Raw genomic sequence first — 18,922 nt, forward strand, 5'->3', positions numbered from 1 at the left:
CAGCAGCCTCATTTGCTGTCAAGTGATTATTTTCAGAAGTTTTCGAAGATTTCTTCAACAACTTCAACCACTTGCGCTTCCGATCTCTCGTTAGCGGGAGGCGAATTCTACAGCGTTACACGCTGCTGTCAACACCTCTTTTTCTCCGCTTTCGACCGAGAAGATCGAAACGTTAATAGAGCCAAACAACACTGCTCTACCAACTCCTTCTGGGCTTCGATGAACTGAAGCAAGTCGCTGTCGAATCTCGCGTAACTCTTTGTTTACCAAGGAGTTTTCCGTTTCGACTGCGCCGGAAGTGGGGCGAATTATAGACTTCCAGAATCTGCCGTCAACCCTTAATTTTGCTTTTCTATCAATTAGTTATGATTGGTTAAAAAACCATCAATAAAGCAACACTCGGCCTCTATATAGAAGGGACGCCCCCTAGATAACGCCTGCCTCCTTCAACGCCGCGATATTCACCACCCCCAATCCCAATACATCCCTCAACACCTGCGCCGTATGCTCTCCTAATAGAGGAGGCGCGCTTCGGTACTCGACAGGCGTCTTGGATAACCGGATTGGGCTGGCAACCTGAGGCACCATCCCCGCCAAGGCATGGGGCAGGGCAATCGCCAATCCACGCGCCTGGACCTGAGGGTCGGCAAACACCTGGGCCAAATCATTGATAGGCCCACACGGCACACCTACCTGCTCTAACAATGACACCCACTCGGCCGTGGTCTTGAAGACCGTAACCTGGCGAATCAATGGAATCAGCTCTGCGCGATTAGCCACTCGCATCGTGTTAGTCGCGAAACGCGGATCGTCCGCCCACTGCGGCTGCCCCGCCACGTCCGCAAACTTACGAAACTGGCCGTCATTACCTACCGTCAGGATGAAGTCCCCATCAGCCGTAGGGAAATCCTGGTAAGGCACGATATTCGGATGAGCATTGCCAAGGCGCTTGGGCGACACACCCGTCGTCAGGTAATTCATGGCCTGGTTAGCCAGGCAAGCCACCTGCACATCCAGCAACGCCATATCGATATGCTGGCCGCCGCCGTCATGATCCCGGTGAGCCAGCGCTGCGAGGATCGCCACCGTGGAGTAGAGCCCCGTGAGAATGTCGGTCAACGCCACACCCACCTTTACCGGTCCAGCGCCTTCATCACCATCACGCCGACCCGTCAGGCTCATCAGCCCACCCAGGCCCTGGATCATGAAGTCATAACCGGCGCGAGACGCATAGGGGCCCGTCTGGCCAAAGCCCGTAATCGAGCAATAGATCAGCTCCGGATTGATCTCCTTGAGCGACGCATAGTCCAGCCCGTACGCCGCCAGCCCGCCGACCTTGAAATTCTCGATCAGGATGTCGGACTTGGCAGCCAGGTCACGCACCAGCTTCTGCCCATCCGGCTGCGTGAAGTCGATGGTCACCGACTCCTTGTTGCGATTGGCAGCCAGGTAGTACGCCGCCTCACTGGTGTTTTGACCATAGGCATCCTTAAGGAAGGGCGGCCCCCATGCGCGCGTATCGTCCCCATTACCCGGCCGCTCGACCTTGATCACCTCGGCCCCAAGGTCCGCAAGGATCTGCCCGGCCCAGGGGCCTGCCAGTACTCGTGATAAATCCAGTACCCGCAAATGCGAAAGCGCGCCCATGCCCATGCTCCTATTAATAGAAAGCCTGGAGACCGGTTTGCGCGCGCCCCAGAATCAAGGCGTGCACATCATGGGTACCTTCGTAGGTGTTCACCACCTCCAGGTTGACCAGGTGCCGCGCCACACCAAATTCATCGGAGATGCCGTTACCGCCCAACATGTCCCGCGCCATGCGGGCGATGTCCAGGGACTTGCCGCACGAATTGCGCTTCATGATCGAAGTGATCTCAACCGCCGCAGTGCCTTCATCCTTCATCCGCCCCAGCCGCAGGCACCCTTGCAGGGCCAGCGTGATTTCGGTCTGCATGTCGGCCAGCTTCTTCTGGATCAATTGCGTGGCCGCCAACGGACGGCCGAACTGCTGACGATCCAGGGTGTATTGGCGCGCGGTATGCCAGCAGAATTCGGCAGCCCCCAGCGCGCCCCACGAGATGCCATAGCGTGCAGAATTCAGGCACGTGAAAGGCCCCTTCAACCCGCGCACATCCGGGAAGATGTTCTCTTCCGGCACAAACACGTTGTCCATGACGATCTCGCCGGTGATGGATGCCCGCAGCCCGACCTTGCCGTGAATCGCAGGAGCGCTGAGACCTTTCCAGCCCTTTTCCAGGACGAACCCACGAATATCGCCGGCGTCGTCCTTGCCCCACACCACAAACACATCGGCGATCGGGCTATTGGTGATCCACATCTTGGCGCCGGTCAGGCTGTAGCCGCCGTCCACCTTGCGTGCACGGGTAATCATCGCGCCTGGGTCAGAACCGTGGTTAGGCTCTGTCAGACCAAAGCAGCCGATCCATTCGCCGGAGGCCAGCTTCGGCAGATACTTCTGTTTTTGTGCCTCGGTACCGAACTCATTGATCGGCACCATGACCAGTGAGGATTGCACACTCATCATCGAGCGATACCCGGAGTCGACCCGCTCGACTTCGCGAGCAATCAACCCGTAGCTGACGTAGTTCAAGCCACTGCCACCGTACTGCTCGGGAATCATCGCGCCCAACAGGCCGGTTTCGCCCATCTCGCGGAAGATCGCAGGGTCGGTCTTTTCATGGCGGAAGGCTTCGAGTACGCGGGGCGCCAACTTGTCCTGGGCGAATTGCTCAGCACTGTCACGCACCATGCGCTCTTCTTCGGTGAGCTGTTGATCCAGCAGCAGTGGATCGATCCAGTTGAAGCTTGCCTTACCAGCCATGAATGAGTCCTCGCAGGGAAAATCAGAAGTCGTGCATGGAGCCTAGGCCGAGCGAACGCTTAGGGCAAACGAGGTTTCTGCATAGGGTTGTGCTAATTTCTCACTCCGAAGCAGCCGAGAGGGGCGCAGACGCGCTTTATAAGTGAGGACTAGGTACATGCGCAGAAAAATACCCAGCACCACCGCACTGGTCAGCTTTGAGGCCGCAGCCCGCCACGAGAGCTTCACCAAGGCAGCGCACGAACTTTCCATTACCCAAGGCGCCATCTGCCGACAGATCGCCAGCCTTGAGGAGTTTTTAAGTGTCGAGCTGTTTCGACGCTCTCGACGCGGGGTCAAACTGACGGAGGCAGGGCTTTCGTACAGCCGCCGCGTCGCCACGCAGCTGGATGCCGTGGAACGCGACACCTTGTCCGTGATGGGCCAGCAGGGCGCCAATGTCATTGAGCTGGCCGTGGTGCCCACCTTTGGCACTCAGTGGCTGATACCGCGCCTCAAGGATTTCCAACGCCAACACCCGGAAGTCACTGTTAACCTGACCAACCGCACGCGCCCCTTTCTGTTTGCCGACACCGAATTCGACGCTGCGATCTACTTTGGAGATGCTGACTGGTCAGGTACCGAATCCCACAGACTGATGGGAGAAAACCCTGTCCCCGTGTGCAGCCCGCGCCTGATGGGCCATCGCACACATTTCAGCCCCCAGGAGATCGCAGAACTGCCATTGCTGCAGCAGACCACTAGACCCTATGCCTGGCGGCAGTGGTTCAACGCGCAACAACTGAACATACCCCGCGACATGACAGGACCGCGTTACGAGCTATTCTCGATGTTGTCGCAGGCAGCTATGCATGACATGGGTATCGCGCTGATCCCGCCTTTCCTTATCCAGCGCGAGCTGAAAGAGCAGCATCTAGTGATTGCGAGCCCTGAGGCCCTGAGTAGCTCGAAGGCTTATTACTTGATGATTCCGGAGAGAAAAGTCGAATCCGCATCGTTGCATGCATTCAGGGACTGGTTAGTCGATCAGTCACAACGCTACAGCCCAAGCCTTTAAAGGCCTAAAGCCCTTAGCTGACTTTGTAGTCAATTAATTTAAAGACCTACAGATATACGTATATGTCGCTTTTAAGCAGACTGTACGGTTCTGCCAAAAACAAGGCTCAAAGCCATGATTTTCATGGCTTGTGGCGGCTATCGCGGGCTCATACCTGACTATTCACACCGGCCATCGAAAAAGTCCCAACAAATACCTACAAGCCTTTAAACACCTGTATTTAAAGAGGTTATTCAGGCGCATTGCGACAATCAGTCACAGGGTGACTTGTAGTTAATTTTTCGTCACCCGTCATAATCCCTTGAAGGCCGTAAAGTTCGCCTGCAAAATGCCGCGCCCCGCTGTCATTTCAGCGGGATCGTGCTGATCGGCCGCCCCAGCTGCGCCACTCACGGTGCACTGGCCTTTTTACAAAAAGATCAAAAGCAAAAAGATCATGCAGGAGATTTGACGTGCACATTGGTGTTCCTCTCGAAACCCAGACCGGTGAAACGCGGGTGGCTGCCACCCCGGAAACCATCAAGAAGCTGATCGGCCAGGGCCATAAGGTCACTGTTCAAAGCGGTGCAGGCCTCAACGCCAGCATCGTCGACAGTGCCTATGAAACGGCAGGCGCAACCATTGGCAGCGCCGGCGATGCGTTTGGCGCCGAGCTGATTCTCAAGGTGGTGGCTCCCAGCGATAGCGAACTGGCGCTGATCAAAAGCGGCACCGTGTTGGTGGGCATGCTCAATCCGTTCAGCAACGAAACCATCGCCAAGCTGGCCGGGCAGGGCATCACAGCCTTTGCACTGGAAGCCGCGCCGCGTACCTCGCGGGCTCAGAGCCTCGACGTGCTGTCGTCCCAGGCCAACATTGCCGGTTACAAGGCCGTCTTGCTCGCCGCCCATCACTACCCGCGCTTCATGCCGATGCTGATGACGGCCGCCGGTACGGTAAAAGCCGCACGCGTGTTGATCCTCGGCGCTGGTGTCGCAGGCCTGCAGGCCATTGCCACGGCGAAACGCCTGGGTGCGGTGATCGAAGCATCCGACGTACGCCCGGCGGTGAAAGAGCAGATCGAATCCCTCGGTGCCAAGTTCGTCGACGTGCCTTACGAAACCGATGAAGAACGCGAATGCGCCGTCGGCGTCGGCGGTTACGCTCGCCCCATGCCCACCAGCTGGATGCAGCGCCAAGCCTTGGCCGTGCACGAGCGCGCCAAGCAGGCCGACATCGTCATTACCACCGCGCTGATCCCCGGCCGCAAAGCGCCGACCTTGCTCAGCGCCGAAACCGTCGCGCAGATGAAACCCGGCTCAGTGGTCATCGACCTCGCGGCGGCACAGGGCGGCAACTGCCCGCTGACGGTCGCCGATCAGGTCGTGGTCGAAAACGGCGTGATCATCTGTGGCCCGACCAACCTCGCCGGTGCCGTCGCCGCCGACGCGTCTGCCTTGTACGCACGCAACCTGCTGGACTTCCTGAAGCTGGTCTTCACTAAGGAAGGGCAGTTTGAAATCAACCTCGAAGACGACATCGTCGCCGCGTGCCTGATGTGCCGCGACGGCCAAGTCATCCGCAAAAACGCCTAACAGGGATTCAGACGATGGAAGAGCTTATCTCCCCCGGTATCTACAACCTGATCATCTTTGTGCTGGCGATTTATGTCGGTTACCACGTGGTCTGGAACGTCACCCCGGCCTTGCATACCCCGCTGATGGCCGTGACCAACGCGATTTCGGCGATCGTGATCGTCGGCGCCATGCTTGCTGCCGCGCTGACCGTAACCCCGCTGGGCAAGACCATGGGCACGTTGGCCGTGGCCTTGGCAGCCGTTAACGTGTTCGGCGGTTTCCTCGTGACGCGCAGGATGCTGGAGATGTTCAAGAAGAAAGCCCCGAAAGTAAAAGAAGAGGCGCCGAAGTAATGAGCATGAATCTGGTCACGACGCTCTACCTGATCGCGTCGATCTGCTTTATCCAGGCCCTCAAGGGCTTGTCACACCCAACCACCTCTCGGCGGGGCAACCTGTTCGGCATGCTCGGCATGGCGCTGGCGGTACTCACCACCGTGGGCCTCATCTATAAGCTCGGTGCCGAGCTGGCCACTGCCGGTATCGGCTACGTGATCGTTGGCCTGCTGGTCGGCGGCACCGCTGGCTCGATCATGGCCAAGCGCGTGGAAATGACCAAGATGCCGGAGCTGGTGGCGTTCATGCACAGCATGATCGGCCTGGCCGCGGTGTTTATCGCGATTGCTGCCGTGGTCGAACCGCAATCCCTGGGCATCGTCAAACACCTGGGCGACTCGATCCCGGCGGGTAACCGTCTGGAGCTGTTCCTCGGCGCAGCCATCGGTGCCATTACCTTCTCCGGTTCGGTGATTGCGTTCGGTAAGCTCTCGGGCAAGTACAAGTTCCGCCTGTTCCAGGGCGCACCGGTACAGTTTGGTGGCCAGCACAAGCTGAACCTGGTGCTCGGCCTGCTGACCCTCGGCCTGGGCCTGACGTTCATGTTCACCGGCAACCTCACGGCCTTCGCGTTGATGCTGGCCCTGGCCTTTGTGCTCGGCGTGCTGATCATCATCCCGATCGGCGGCGCGGACATGCCGGTCGTGGTGTCGATGCTCAACAGCTATTCCGGCTGGGCAGCGGCGGGGATCGGCTTCTCGCTGAACAACTCGATGCTGATCATCGCCGGCTCGCTGGTAGGTTCGTCCGGCGCGATCCTGTCGTACATCATGTGCAAGGCGATGAACCGCTCCTTCTTTAATGTACTGCTCGGTGGTTTCGGCAATGCGCCGGATGCCGGTGCTGCAGCCGGTATTAAAGAAGCGCGCCCAGTGAAATCCGGCTCGGCCGATGACGCGACTTTCCTGCTGACCAACGCCGACACGGTGATCATCGTTCCAGGCTACGGCCTGGCGGTGGCCCGGGCACAACACGCGCTCAAGGAGCTGACTGAGAAGCTCACCCACCATGGCGTGACCGTGAAGTACGCGATCCACCCGGTGGCAGGCCGCATGCCTGGCCACATGAACGTACTGCTCGCCGAGGCCGAAGTGCCTTACGACCAGGTGTTCGAAATGGAAGACATCAACTCCGAGTTCGGCCAGGCCGACGTGGTGCTGGTGCTCGGCGCGAACGACGTGGTCAACCCGGCCGCCAAGAACGATCCGAACTCGCCGATTGCTGGCATGCCGATCCTGGAAGCGTTCAAGGCCAAGACCATCATCGTCAACAAGCGCTCGATGGCCAGTGGTTACGCCGGCCTGGACAACGAGTTGTTCTATCTGGACAAGACCATGATGGTCTTTGGTGATGCCAAGAAGGTCATCGAAGACATGGTCAAAGCCGTCGAATAACACTGCGCCAGCGCAATACCCGAAACCCTGGCCTCCCGTAGGCTGGGGTTTTTTCGTTCCAATGCCCTGCGTGGGAATGCAGTCAGGGATGCTCTGCGTCCCGCTTTGCGCACTCACATGAAACCCGACCAAAGGCTCTAAATCGCCGCCTGGCATTCGACCATGGTAGCGGGCCGAAATTTTTTGAAATCACTACACTGCCCACCTTGCTTCCGTAGCCTGAGATAACAATTCATGTACCGTGATCGTATCCGCTTGCCTTCGTTGTTGAACAAGGTCATGAGCGCGGCAGACGCCGCCGCACTGATCGAGGACGGCATGACCGTCGGCATGAGCGGCTTCACCCGCGCCGGTGAAGCCAAGGCCGTCCCCCACGCCCTGGCCGAACGCGCCAAGACTTCGCCGCTGAAAATCACCCTGATGACCGGCGCCAGCCTGGGCAATGACCTGGACAAGCAACTGACCGAGGCCGGCGTGCTGTCGCGACGCATGCCGTTCCAGGTCGACAGCACCCTGCGCAAGGCGATCAACGCCGGCCAGGTGATGTTTATCGACCAGCATCTGTCAGAAACCGTCGAGCAACTGCGCAACAACCAGCTCAAGCTGCCGGACATCGCCGTGATCGAAGCCGTCGCGATCACCGAACAAGGGCATATCGTGCCCACCACGTCGGTCGGCAACTCGGCCAGCTTCGCGATTTTCGCCAAGCAAGTAATTGTCGAGATCAACCTGGCACACAACCCGAACCTGGAAGGGTTGCACGACATTTATATCCCGACGTACCGGCCTACCCGCACCCCGATTCCATTGGTCAAGGTCGACGACCGCATCGGTAGCACGGCGATCCCGATCCCGCCGGAAAAGATCGTCGCGATTGTGATCACCAACCAGGCCGACTCCGCCTCAACGGTAACGCCGCCTGATGCGGACACCCAGGGTATCGCCAATCACCTGATCAACTTCCTGAAGCAGGAAGTGGACGCCGGTCGCATGACCAACAAGCTTGGCCCGCTGCAGGCCGGGATCGGCAACATCGCCAACGCGGTGATGTGCGGCCTGATCGAGTCGCCATTCGAAGACCTGACCATGTATTCGGAAGTGTTGCAGGACTCGACGTTCGACCTGATCGACGCCGGCAAGCTGAGTTTTGCCTCGGGCAGTTCGATCACGCTGTCGGAGCGGCGCAATGCCGATGTGTTCGGCAACCTGGAACACTACAAGGACAAACTGGTGCTGCGCCCGCAGGAAATCTCCAACCACCCGGAAGTGGTACGGCGCCTGGGCATCATCGGCATCAACACGGCGCTGGAGTTCGATATCTACGGCAACGTCAACTCCACCCACGTCTGCGGCACGCGGATGATGAACGGCATTGGCGGCTCCGGGGATTTCGCGCGCAACGCGCACCTGGCGATTTTCGTCACCAAGTCGATTGCCAAGGGCGGCGCGATTTCCAGCGTGGTGCCGATGGTCAGTCACGTGGACCACACCGAGCACGACGTCGATATCCTGGTAACCGAGGTCGGGCTCGCCGACCTGCGCGGCCTCGCGCCCCGCGAGCGCGCGCGGGTGATCATCGACAATTGCGTGCACCCGGCCTATCGCGATGCGCTGAACAGTTACTTCGAATCCGCGTGCGCCATCGGTGGCCACACTCCGCACATCCTGCGCGAAGCACTGAGTTGGCACATCAACCTCGAAGAAACCGGACATATGCTCAAGGCTTGATTGATACAGATTCGAGCTGATGCAAACACAGTTTCATCAGCTCGATGAACCGACCGACCTTTTTTGAAAAAACTGTACTGCTGTACCGGTCATTTCCTACCGAAATCTCCTACGATTATCGACGAAACTGTCAATTTCGCACTATTTCAGTGCGGACAGGTACAGTTGCCCCATTTCCGTACAGTACAGCACCCTTAAACAGTTAACTGGCCCCTCACAATACAGGTGAACTGTATCTAGAGAGTCTTGCGCCGGAGGAGGATCATTGGCATCAGTTAAACCACTACCTAATCCCGCCACAAGCGGAAGGATGTCATCATGGAACGTACACTCAGTTCCGAACTGTTCTTCGAAGAAAAAGCTGTAAACACCCAGGCCTCCCTGCCTTTGCGCGTTCTCGCCAACCTGATGTTGTGGCAGCGCCGCATCTCCAGCCGCCACCAACTGGCTCGTCTGGATTCGCGTCTGCTGGCTGACGCCGGTATCAGCGAAGCTCAACGCTACGAAGAGCTGAGCAAGCCGTTCTGGCGCTGATTGGCGCCCGCTGGCCCTGACCCGACGGGTCCACTGCCAGCACTCTGATTTGTCAAAACAAAGCCCGCCCCGGGTCACCGGAGGTGGGCTTTGTTGTTTCCGGGATTCACGTTTGCGGCGCTAAAAACAGAATGCATCCGCAGTGACAGGTACAGTTTAATAATTATAACAATTAAACAGTACAATTTAGCCTGGGTGTATCTGTATCGGTCACAGCCTCTCGCCCAACATGGTGTTCCAGGACCTCATCAAAGGCACCCAATGGCTACGCGCACCTCTCTTTGTAAGCATCTATTACGCCGTACCGCCTGCGTACTGACCAAGTGGGCGCGTCACACATACGAAAGACGCCAACTGGCCCAACTCGATCCTCGTGAACTGTCCGACTCAGGCATCAGCCATGGAGACCGAATGGCCGAGCTCTCCAAGCCGTTCTGGCGTGACTAGGCAGTCAAGACGCTACCCGAACGGATAAACGGCGGCTTAATATCCGCTCACCACGTGGCGAACCCTTTAGGACGGGCGTCTGATCCCAACAGCTGTCCTGCGCCACTTTATTCGTTCATCTACAGGAGTCACCCCATGTCCCGTCTTCGCCTGCTGAGTGCTGCTGCCCTGTTGGCCCTGGCTGCCAACGCCAACGCGACCAGCTTTATCGTGACCACCGACTCCATCGTCGGTGCACTGAAAGCCACCTCGGATGCCAGCTCCGATGCCACTTCGTCCCTGCGCGACAACAAGGTCGTGCGCGCCGCCCGCGACGACGCCGCCAGCTTTGTTGCCAGTGAAGGCGCCATCCGTGGCGTGAAGCTGGAGAGCGCCCTGGCCCAGATCCGCCAACAGGCCCCGCAATTGAATTCCGCGACTGACGCACAACTGGCCCAGGCCATCCTGGCTATCTGATTAAGCTGACACAGGGAGCGCCCGCCGCTCCTTGGTGCCGCCGTACTGGCTCTCGCCCGGGCATTGCGCTAGCCTTGGCGCTCGTTTTCAGTTGTCGAGTCCCATGGCTTTTTCATACCGCCTGTTAATAGTCCCTGTGTTGTTTTCCATCGGTTGGTCGCCAATGGCCTCGGCCTTTGACCTGACCACCCAGAGCACCGTCGCGAGCGCCTACGCCACCAGCAAGGTGACCTCTGCGCCCTTCGACAGAAAAGTAGTCATGGCCGCCCAGGATGATGCAGCCGCTTTCATCGCCACTGACGGCCAATGGCGGGGGGCACGCCTGGAATCAGCGCTGAATTATCTGCGCCGCGCCCAGCCAAAACTTAACGCCAGCGACCTTGAACTGGCGCAAGCAATTCTCGTCCAATAATCATCTTTGTATTTCGGAGTCATTCCATGCGTAGCCCGCTGATCGCCGCCACCCTTGGCCTGCTGTTGTTGGCCGACGTTGCCCAGGCGCATACCTTGGTGGCCACCAGTAACATCATTGTTCGCGCCTCTGGCCGCACCATTGATTTCACGTCGGACACCACCACCTCCATCCGCGACTCCAAAGTCGTGCGTGAAGCCCACGATGACGCAGCAAGTTTCGTCGCCACCAACGGCGAGATTCGCGGCGCGCAGCTGGAAGCGGCGTTCGACACCCTGCGAACCCGCGTGCCGGAAGCCCGCGATGCCAGTGACCAGACCCTCGCCGAAGCTATCCTCGCACTGTGAGGCGACTCGCCGCCTGGCTCCTGGCCGGGGCTGTGCTGCTGTGTGCCAGCGCAGCCCAGGCCAGCCTGCAACTGCAGCTCAAGACCGATGGCTTGAGCCCAGCCGAACAGCAGGCCAGCCAGGCATTGCTCGATGAAGCGATGCGCTCCTTGCCGCCACGTTTTATCGAGCAGCTGGACCGGCGCATCGATGTCGGCTGGACCGACAAGATGCCCGAAAACGCCTACGGCCAGGCCTCCCTGGTGTCCGAGCTGGACCTCAACCGCAACCTGCTCGCCAGCCTGACCGACGGCAGCGCCGCCACCCAGAAAACCAACCGCCCCCACGGCACTGTGCGCCGGGAAATGCTCGCCACCGTGCTGCATGAACTCACCCACATCTATGACCGTGCGCGCCTGTGGTCCAAGGACGAGCGCGCGCTGATCCAGCGTTGCAGCCGCCAGAACAACATCACCGGCCTGATCGGCCTGCCGGATCAATGCCGGGGCCAGAATGACCGGCGCTTCACCCTCAGCGATGACCCGCGCCTGCTGGATCTCGCCGGCTGGCCGCAATACGTCGGCCGTCGCGGCGAACGCGAACAGCACAACCGCCAGGTCGCGCGCAGCCCGGACATCTACGAAACCACCAGCCCGCTGGAATTCGTCGCGGTCAACATGGAGTACTTCCTCCTCGACCCAAGCTACGCCTGCCGGCGCCCCGCGCTGTTCCGCTATTACAAGGAACACTTCGGCTGGGCGCCACCCGAACAGGACACCTGCGCCAAGACCTACGCATTCCTCAACGCCGGCAACGATTTTGCCAAGACCCCACTGGGCCAGGTTGATCCGGAACGGGTCTACGAAATCGACTACCTGCTGGCCGAAGCCAACCAGAACCTGGTGAGCCGTTGGGGGCACAGCATGCTGCGCCTGGTGATCTGCGCGCCCGGCCGCCCGCGTGGCCCGGATTGCCGGCTCGACCTGGACCAGCATTTGGTGCTGTCCTACCGGGCCTTCGTGGGTGACGTACAGCTGTCGAGCTGGGACGGCCTGGTGGGCAAGTATCCGTCTCGCCTGTTTGTGTTGCCGCTGGCCCAGGTGATTGACGAATACACCAAGACCGAGCTGCGTGGCCTGGCCTCCGTGCCGTTGAAACTCAGCCGCCAAGAGATCAACGACACCGTCGAGCATGCCGCTGAAATGCACTGGAGTTATGACGGCAACTACTATTTCCTGTCCAACAACTGCGCGGTCGAAAGCCTGAAACTGTTGCGCAGCGGAAGTGCCAACCCGCAGCTGACGGGACTGGACAACATCACGCCCAACGGCCTGCTGGAAGTGCTGCAGGCGCGTGGCCTGGCCGATACCAGCGTGTTGAAAGACAAACGCGAGGCCATGCGCCTTGGGTATCACTTCGACTCCTTCCGCGAACGTTACCAGGCGATGTTCGACGTGCTGCGCAAGCACCTGCCGATCAAGCAGACCCAGGTCGAAGACTGGTTGTCCCTGAGTGCCGAGGAGCGCCGCCAGTGGTTTGCCCAGGCTGACCTGCGTACCAGCGCCGCCCTGTTGCTGCTGGAGCAAGCGAGCTTTCGCAAACAATTGATGCTGGCCCAGGACGAAGTCAAACAACGTTATCTCGGCGCCCGCGAACTCAAGAATGGCGGCATGGAGAAAGCCAACGCCACGCTGCAACAGATTCTCGCCAACAGTGGCTTCCTCAGCCGCCCGGCAGAACTGCTCGGCAGCGGCGGCTACGGCCTGCCGCAACCGTCGGAGTCCAAGCGCCTGGAGTCGGAAAGCGCCGAGCGCCAGAAACAGCTGCAATCACTCACCGGCGAACTGGATAAAGAGGTGAGGGCGCTGCTGGAGCCTTCCCGAGCAGCTGAAATTGCCGCCTGTGAAGCCAACCTCAAGCAGGTCGGCGAACATTTGCGAGCGCTGCACAAAGCAGCGGGCGGCCTGGAACTGCCCTGACAGCTTCACGGCAAACACCCTTCAAATGTGGGAGCTGGCTTGCCAGCTCCCACATTGGCGCTGTGTAAATCTGACGACCGTGTATCTACCCTCCATCAACTGTTTGCCCAGCGAAAGCTGGCTGAAAGCTTCCCCGTCTAGGATCGCCCCCACTGCCGGCAACAGACCGGCTGTTAACAACAACAATGGTGATTCCCGATGTCCGCTCGTACCCGCCTGTTCGCCCCGACTCCACCCGTAAGCCACGTGCCTTTCGTTCTGCGCTGACCCCACCCGGTTCGCCATTCCCTAGCCGCGTTACGCCTGGAGTATTCCTATGCTGACTTTCCTTGGCTTTGCCATGGTCATCACGTTCATGTTCCTGATCATGACCAAGCGCCTGTCCGCGCTGATCGCCTTGATCATCGTGCCTATCCTGTTCGCGCTGTTCGGCGGCTTTGCGCCGGAGATCGGCCCGATGATGCTTGCGGGCATCACCAAACTCGCGCCGACCGGCGTGATGCTGATGTTCGCCATCCTCTACTTTGCCCTGATGATCGACTCCGGCCTGTTCGACCCGGCCGTGCGCAAGATCCTCCAGATGGTCAAGGGCGACCCGCTGAAAGTCTCCGTGGGCACCGCCGTGCTGGCCCTGGTCGTGTCGCTGGACGGTGACGGCGCCACCACTTACATGATCTGCGTGGCCGCCATGCTGCCGCTGTACCAGCGCATCGGCATGAGCCCGCGGATCATGGCCGGCCTGATCATCCTCGCCGGTGGCGTGATGAACATGACGCCCTGGGGTGGCCCGACCGCCCGCGCCGCCAGTGCGCTGCATGTGGACCCTTCGGATATTTTCGTTCCGATGATCCCGGCCATGGCCGCCGGTGTGATCGCGATCCTGGTGATCGCCTATATGTACGGCAAGCGCGAGCGTGCACGCCTGGGCGAACTGCACCTGCAAGGGGACGAGATCGACCACAGCGAAATCAGCGTGTCGCAATACCCTGACGCCCGCCGTCCGAAGCTGATCTGGTTCAACGGCGCGCTGACTTTTGCCCTGATGTGCACCCTGATCGCCGGCCTGCTGCCATTGCCGGTCCTGTTCATGGTGGCGTTCAGTATCGCGATGATCGTCAACTACCCGTGCCTGCAAATGCAGAAAGACCGCGTCGCCGCCCACGCCGGCAGCGTATTGGCAGTGGTCGGGCTGATCTTCGCCGCGGGTATCTTCACCGGCATCCTCTCCGGCACCGGCATGGTCGATGCGATGTCCAAGAGCCTGCTGGCCGTCATCCCCGATGCCATGGGCCCTTACCTGGCGGTGATCACCGCACTGGTGAGCATGCCGTTTACCTTCTTCATGTCCAACGATGCGTTCTACTACGGCGTACTGCCGGTGCTGGCCGAAGCCGCCAGTCATTACGGCATCACCGCCGTGGAGATGGCGCGTGCCTCCATCGTTGGCCAACCCGTGCACTTGCTCAGCCCGCTCGTACCGTCGACCTACCTGTTAGTGGCATTGGCTGGTATCGAATTTGGCGATCACCAGCGCTTCACCCTCAAGTGGGCAGTACTGGTATGCCTGTGCATAATGTTCGCCGCGTTGCTGATGGGGATTTTTCCGCTGTTCAGCACTCTATAATCGTACCGACTCACCGCGCGGCGCTGCAGCTTGCGCGGTTTAACACTTGCTCAAAGGAATACACATGGAATGGCTGACCAATCCGGAAATCTGGATTGCCTTCTTCACCCTGACGGCCCTCGAGATCGTCCTGGGCATCGATAACATCATCATGATTTCGATCCTGGTCAGCCGCATGCCCAAGCATATGCAGGCGCGCACCCGGATTTTCGGCCTGGCCCTGGCCATGGTCACGCGCATCCTGTTGTTGCTGTCGATCACCTGGGTCATGCAACTTACCGCCGACCTGTTCGTGGTATTCGGCCAGGGCATTTCCGGGCGCGACCTGATCCTGTTCTTCGGTGGCCTGTTCCTGCTGTGGAAAAGCTCCCAGGAGATGTACCACGCCCTGGAAGGTGAAGACGAAACCCACGACGAGCCGAAAGGCGCGGGTGGCAAGTTCATCTACACCATCATCCAGATCGCCATCATCGACATCGTGTTCTCCCTGGACTCGGTGATCACCGCCGTGGGCATGGTCTCGCACGTGCCGGTGATGGTGGCGGCGATCGTGGTCGCGGTGCTGGTGATGATGCTGGCGGCCGGCACCATCAGCGAATTCATCGACAAGCACCCGTCGCTGAAAATGCTCGCGCTGTCGTTCCTGCTGGTAGTGGGTACCGTGCTGATCGCCGAATCCTTCGACGTGCACGTGCCAAAAGGCTACGTCTACTTCGCCATGGCGTTCTCGCTGGCGGTGGAAGCGGTGAACATCAAGATGCGCACTGCCATCGCGAAAAAGAAGAAACAGCAGGATCCTGTGAAACTGCGCAAGGACATTCCGGGTCAATAAACCTGACCCGCTGCTGAAAAGGGGCTTTCGAGCCCCTTTTTTCCCTCTGCAAAAAGCTGATTTCATGACAGTTTTATTTCAATCACGACTTTAGCTATGCGATGCTGGCGCACAGCCCATTCGCCAACTACAGCTTAAGTACAAGACGTAGAGCGGCACGCGGCAATTCTCATTTGCTCTTTTTGAGCTAACCCACACGGGGGGCCGAGCATGCTGACCTTGCTCAATCTGCTTTCCGCCGTGACCCTGCTGATCTGGGGCACGCATATCGTCCGTACCGGCATCCTGCGGGTCTACGGCTCTAACTTGCGCCAAGTCATCGGGCAGAACATGTCCAAGCGCTGGCTGGCGTTTGTCGCTGGCATCCTGGTGACCGCCATGGTGCAGAGCAGCAACGCCACCGCGATGCTGGTGACTTCTTTCGTGGGCCAGGGCCTGATGGGCTTGATGCCCGCGCTCGCGACCATGCTCGGCGCCGATGTCGGTACCGCGCTGATGGCGCGGGTGCTGACGTTTGACCTGTCTTGGCTGTCGCCGCTGCTGATCTTTCTCGGGGTGATCTTCTTCCTGTCACGCAAACAGACGCGGGCAGGGCAGTTGGGCCGTGTAGGCATTGGCCTCGGGCTGATCATCCTCGCGCTGCAGCTGATCGTTGAGGCCGCCGGGCCGATTACACACGCCCAGGGTGTGAAGGTGCTGTTCGCCTCGCTGACCGGCGACATCCTGCTCGATGCCCTGGTCGGCGCTTTGTTCGCGATGATTTCCTACTCCAGCCTCGCGGCCGTGTTGCTGACCGCGACCCTCGCCGGCGCCGGCGTGATCGGCCTGCACGTGGCCATCGGCCTGGTGATCGGCGCCAACATCGGCAGTGGTGTGCTGGCCTTCCTCAGTACCAGCATGCAGAACGCCGCCGGTCGCCAGGTGGCGCTGGGCAGCCTGTTGTACAAATTGATCGGCCTGCTGCTGATCATCCCGGTACTCGACCCGCTCGTACTGTGGATGGACGGCCTGGACTACAGCGCCCAGGGCATGGTCATCACCTTCCACCTGCTCTACAACGTCAGCCGCTGCCTGATCCTGCTGCCGAGCATCGGCCCGATGTCGCGCTTGTGCGCCTGGCTGCTGCCGGAGCGCGAGGAGGTCAATGGCACGGCCAAGCCGCGTCACCTCGACCTCGCCGCGCTCACCACCCCCAGCCTGGCACTGGCCAACGCCGCACGGGAAACCCTGCGCCTGGGCGACCTGATCGACAACATGCTCACCGCCATGCAGGAAGTGCTGCGCGGCAAGCAGACCGCCATTACCCAGGAGATGCGCAGCCACAGCGACGACGTCGAGTCACTCTACAGCGCGATCAAGCTCTACCTGGCGCAAATGCCGCGCGAGGACCTCAGTGAGCAGGACAGCCGCCGCTGGGCCGAGATCATCGAGCTGTCGATCAACCTGAAGCTGGCCGGCGACCTGATCGAACGCATGCTGCGCAAAGTCCAGCAGCAGAAAACCTCGCAACGCCGGCAGTTTTCGGAGGTCGGCCTGGAAGAACTCAGCGGCCTGCACAGCCAGTTGATCGCCAACCTGCGCCTGGGCCTGTCGGTGTTCCTCAGCGCCGACCCGGAAAGCGCCCGCCAACTGCTGCGCGAAAAGCGCCGTTTCCGCGCCCAGGAACGGCGCCTGGCCCACGCCCATGTCAGCCGCCTGCAACGCAAAGTCGTACAAAGCCTGGAGACCAGTTCCCTGCACCTGGAGCTGATTGCCGACATGAAGCGTCTGAACTCGTTGTTTTGCAGCAGTGCTTATGTAGTGTTGGAAACGTCCGACACCGGCGCGCTCTCCGCCGAAGATATTGCCGACATCACGCATTCACCCTGAACGGATGATGGCGCGTGAAGTCAGTTAAAACTGACCTCACACGCCAGGAAGCTTGTTATGCGTCGCCTGTTATTCGCTTGCCTGCTCATGGGTTCCGCCCATGCCTTTGCCTTTGACCGCCTGCAAGTCGAGGGCTACACCTTGCCCAATGGCCTGCAATTGCTGCTCAAGCCGGGCACCGAGCGCGGGCACGTGGCGATCCGACTGGTGGTCGGTGTAGGCCTGGATGACTTCAGTTGCGAAGAAAAGGAGCTGCCGCACCTGCTCGAACACTTGCTGTTCAGCGGCCTCGACGGCGGCGGCGAAGGCGAACTGGAAGACCGCATGCAGGCCCTGGGTGGCGAGTGGAACGCCTACACCAGCAATGCCGACACCACCTTCGTGATCGAAGCCCCCGCGCAAAACCAGCGCAAGGTACTCGACCTGCTGCTGGCGATCATCACCCGCACCGAACTGACCGACGCCAACATCCAGGCAGCCAAGCAGGTGGTGGAGCGCGAGGACGGTGGTCATTACTCACACCTGCAACGCCTGCTCGACCGCCAGGACCTGGGCCACACCGCCAGCAATCAACTGGCCGTCGAACTGGGGCTCAAATGTGCCGAACGCGCCGAGGTCAATCAGCTGACTCGCGACCAGTTGGAGAACCTGCGCAAAAACTGGTACGCGCCCAACAACATGACGCTGATCATCGTCGGCGACCTCGACAAACTGCTGCCCGCCTACCTGGAGCGCACTTACGGCCAACTTGAGCCGGTGGAGCCCAGCGAGCATTTGGCGCTGCCGGACATCCAGCACGCCGCCGCCAGCCATCGCGAGCTGATCCACGGTTGGGTCGGCGACAGCGCCAAGCTGCACTGGCTGTTCCCCGAGCCGGTGCTGGATGACCAGCATGATGAAACCTACGACCTGCTCAAGGACTACCTCGACTGGGCGCTGTACCGCCAACTACGGCTCAAGCACGCCTTGTCCTACGGCCCATGGAGCGAGCGCGAAGTGCTCGGCGGCGTCGGTTTCCTCAGCCTGAATGCCGACCTCGAGCGAGAAAATCTCCCCGAAGCCGAACACGTGCTGCAAGCGCTCAAGGCGCAACTGCTCAAGGACGGCCTCGACCCCGCCGTGTTCAGTCGCCTCCAGCAGGCCGCCGTCGCCCGCCAGGCCTGGGCCGTGCAGGGCAACAGCGCCTTGGCCGATTATTACTGGAGCGCCTCGGGCGATTACCACAATGGGCACTTCAGCGACCCGGTCAAACGGATCAAGGCCGTGAGCCTGGACCAGACCAACCAGGCCATGCGCGAGGTCTTCAAGCAACCGGGCTACTGGCGCATCGAGAAGCCGCTGCTGAGCTACGACATGCTCAGCTGGATCGGTGCCGGCCTGCTCGGGCTGATCGCCATTGTGTTGATCGGCGTGCGGGTTTATCGCAAACGAGTCGCGTAATGAGGCACCGAACCCAGGGCTAAGACGTTAT

17 protein-coding genes are annotated in these 18,922 nt (G+C 60.0%); 15 read left to right on the forward strand and 2 right to left on the reverse strand.

Annotated elements, in window-relative coordinates; all coding sequences use genetic code 11:
* Nucleotides 1-426 precede the first annotated feature (426 nt).
* Together AC07OJ_RS11020 and AC07OJ_RS11025 are read right to left on the reverse strand one after the other, a co-directional pair.
* Nucleotides 427-1,647, reverse strand: coding sequence for a CaiB/BaiF CoA transferase family protein (locus AC07OJ_RS11020; RefSeq protein ID WP_106805520.1), 1,221 nt, complete (start codon nt 1,645-1,647; stop codon nt 427-429).
* 13 nt (nt 1,648-1,660) lie between these two features.
* Entirely contained in the window at nt 1,661-2,842 is a 1,182-nt protein-coding gene (locus AC07OJ_RS11025; RefSeq protein ID WP_003187423.1) for an acyl-CoA dehydrogenase, read from the reverse strand.
* A gap of 157 nt (nt 2,843-2,999) precedes the next feature.
* Between AC07OJ_RS11025 and AC07OJ_RS11030 the strand changes: the two genes are divergently transcribed.
* The 15 genes from AC07OJ_RS11030 (at nt 3,000) to AC07OJ_RS11100 (ending at nt 18,891) form a co-directional block, all read left to right on the forward strand.
* The gene (locus AC07OJ_RS11030) at nt 3,000-3,899 is read left to right on the forward strand and encodes a LysR family transcriptional regulator (RefSeq protein ID WP_065902881.1); all 900 of its coding nucleotides are present in this window, start codon (nt 3,000-3,002) and stop codon (nt 3,897-3,899) included.
* Between the two features lie 452 nt (nt 3,900-4,351).
* Entirely contained in the window at nt 4,352-5,473 is a 1,122-nt protein-coding gene (locus AC07OJ_RS11035; protein ID WP_065902877.1) for a Re/Si-specific NAD(P)(+) transhydrogenase subunit alpha, read from the forward strand.
* A gap of 14 nt (nt 5,474-5,487) precedes the next feature.
* Complete coding sequence (locus tag AC07OJ_RS11040; protein WP_003187417.1) at nt 5,488-5,808, forward strand: NAD(P) transhydrogenase subunit alpha part 2; 321 nt, start codon at nt 5,488-5,490, stop codon at nt 5,806-5,808.
* Entirely contained in the window at nt 5,808-7,244 is a 1,437-nt protein-coding gene (locus AC07OJ_RS11045) for an NAD(P)(+) transhydrogenase (Re/Si-specific) subunit beta (protein WP_495094536.1), read from the forward strand. Before AC07OJ_RS11040 ends, AC07OJ_RS11045 begins: the two co-directional genes overlap by 1 nt.
* Before the next feature lie 234 nt (nt 7,245-7,478).
* Nucleotides 7,479-8,972: a succinyl-CoA:acetate CoA-transferase ScpC gene (gene scpC / locus AC07OJ_RS11050; protein ID WP_065902871.1), complete on the forward strand. Its 1,494-nt coding sequence runs from the start codon at nt 7,479-7,481 to the stop codon at nt 8,970-8,972.
* Nucleotides 8,973-9,290: 318 nt separating this feature from the next.
* Nucleotides 9,291-9,506, forward strand: a complete 216-nt coding sequence (locus AC07OJ_RS11055) for a DUF1127 domain-containing protein (protein WP_003187413.1) — start codon at nt 9,291-9,293, stop codon at nt 9,504-9,506.
* Between the two features lie 261 nt (nt 9,507-9,767).
* A complete protein-coding gene (locus AC07OJ_RS11060) occupies nt 9,768-9,953 on the forward strand; it encodes a DUF1127 domain-containing protein (protein WP_495094537.1) in 186 nt (61 codons plus the stop codon).
* Nucleotides 9,954-10,088: 135 nt separating this feature from the next.
* Nucleotides 10,089-10,409 carry a DUF2388 domain-containing protein gene (locus AC07OJ_RS11065; RefSeq protein ID WP_213551954.1) on the forward strand — a complete coding sequence of 107 codons (321 nt, stop codon included), beginning with the start codon at nt 10,089-10,091 and terminating at the stop codon, nt 10,407-10,409.
* Between the two features lie 103 nt (nt 10,410-10,512).
* Nucleotides 10,513-10,821 carry a DUF2388 domain-containing protein gene (locus tag AC07OJ_RS11070; RefSeq protein ID WP_065902868.1) on the forward strand — a complete coding sequence of 103 codons (309 nt, stop codon included), beginning with the start codon at nt 10,513-10,515 and terminating at the stop codon, nt 10,819-10,821.
* A gap of 26 nt (nt 10,822-10,847) precedes the next feature.
* A complete protein-coding gene (locus AC07OJ_RS11075) occupies nt 10,848-11,168 on the forward strand; it encodes a DUF2388 domain-containing protein (RefSeq protein WP_065902866.1) in 321 nt (106 codons plus the stop codon).
* Nucleotides 11,165-13,126 (forward strand): DUF7844 domain-containing protein, encoded by a 1,962-nt coding sequence (locus AC07OJ_RS11080; protein ID WP_495094538.1) that lies wholly within the window; start codon nt 11,165-11,167, stop codon nt 13,124-13,126. The genes AC07OJ_RS11075 and AC07OJ_RS11080 overlap by 4 nt, the downstream gene beginning before the upstream one ends.
* Nucleotides 13,127-13,442: 316 nt before the next feature.
* Nucleotides 13,443-14,750, forward strand: coding sequence for a CitMHS family transporter (locus AC07OJ_RS11085; RefSeq protein ID WP_065902853.1), 1,308 nt, complete (start codon nt 13,443-13,445; stop codon nt 14,748-14,750).
* A gap of 64 nt (nt 14,751-14,814) precedes the next feature.
* The gene (locus AC07OJ_RS11090; RefSeq protein ID WP_014716354.1) at nt 14,815-15,582 is read left to right on the forward strand and encodes a TerC family protein; all 768 of its coding nucleotides are present in this window, start codon (nt 14,815-14,817) and stop codon (nt 15,580-15,582) included.
* A gap of 210 nt (nt 15,583-15,792) precedes the next feature.
* Complete coding sequence (locus tag AC07OJ_RS11095; protein WP_495094539.1) at nt 15,793-17,451, forward strand: Na/Pi cotransporter family protein; 1,659 nt, start codon at nt 15,793-15,795, stop codon at nt 17,449-17,451.
* 57 nt (nt 17,452-17,508) lie between these two features.
* Nucleotides 17,509-18,891, forward strand: coding sequence for a M16 family metallopeptidase (locus AC07OJ_RS11100; protein WP_495094540.1), 1,383 nt, complete (start codon nt 17,509-17,511; stop codon nt 18,889-18,891).
* Nucleotides 18,892-18,922: the final 31 nt, after the last annotated feature.

The sequence above is a fragment of the Pseudomonas sp. GW821-FHT09C08 genome, from assembly GCF_059418125.1.

Coding starts and splice junctions, on each gene's coding strand:
- AC07OJ_RS11020 (WP_106805520.1), bottom strand. CDS start 1,647: ATGGGCGCGCTTTCGCATTTGCGGGTACTGGATTTATCACGAGTACTG.
- AC07OJ_RS11025 (WP_003187423.1), bottom strand. CDS start 2,842: ATGGCTGGTAAGGCAAGCTTCAACTGGATCGATCCACTGCTGCTGGAT.
- AC07OJ_RS11030 (WP_065902881.1), top strand. CDS start 3,000: ATGCGCAGAAAAATACCCAGCACCACCGCACTGGTCAGCTTTGAGGCC.
- AC07OJ_RS11040 (WP_003187417.1), top strand. CDS start 5,488: ATGGAAGAGCTTATCTCCCCCGGTATCTACAACCTGATCATCTTTGTG.
- AC07OJ_RS11045 (WP_495094536.1), top strand. CDS start 5,808: ATGAGCATGAATCTGGTCACGACGCTCTACCTGATCGCGTCGATCTGC.
- scpC (WP_065902871.1), top strand. CDS start 7,479: ATGTACCGTGATCGTATCCGCTTGCCTTCGTTGTTGAACAAGGTCATG.
- AC07OJ_RS11055 (WP_003187413.1), top strand. CDS start 9,291: ATGGAACGTACACTCAGTTCCGAACTGTTCTTCGAAGAAAAAGCTGTA.
- AC07OJ_RS11060 (WP_495094537.1), top strand. CDS start 9,768: ATGGCTACGCGCACCTCTCTTTGTAAGCATCTATTACGCCGTACCGCC.
- AC07OJ_RS11065 (WP_213551954.1), top strand. CDS start 10,089: ATGTCCCGTCTTCGCCTGCTGAGTGCTGCTGCCCTGTTGGCCCTGGCT.
- AC07OJ_RS11070 (WP_065902868.1), top strand. CDS start 10,513: ATGGCTTTTTCATACCGCCTGTTAATAGTCCCTGTGTTGTTTTCCATC.
- AC07OJ_RS11075 (WP_065902866.1), top strand. CDS start 10,848: ATGCGTAGCCCGCTGATCGCCGCCACCCTTGGCCTGCTGTTGTTGGCC.
- AC07OJ_RS11085 (WP_065902853.1), top strand. CDS start 13,443: ATGCTGACTTTCCTTGGCTTTGCCATGGTCATCACGTTCATGTTCCTG.
- AC07OJ_RS11090 (WP_014716354.1), top strand. CDS start 14,815: ATGGAATGGCTGACCAATCCGGAAATCTGGATTGCCTTCTTCACCCTG.
- AC07OJ_RS11095 (WP_495094539.1), top strand. CDS start 15,793: ATGCTGACCTTGCTCAATCTGCTTTCCGCCGTGACCCTGCTGATCTGG.
- AC07OJ_RS11100 (WP_495094540.1), top strand. CDS start 17,509: ATGCGTCGCCTGTTATTCGCTTGCCTGCTCATGGGTTCCGCCCATGCC.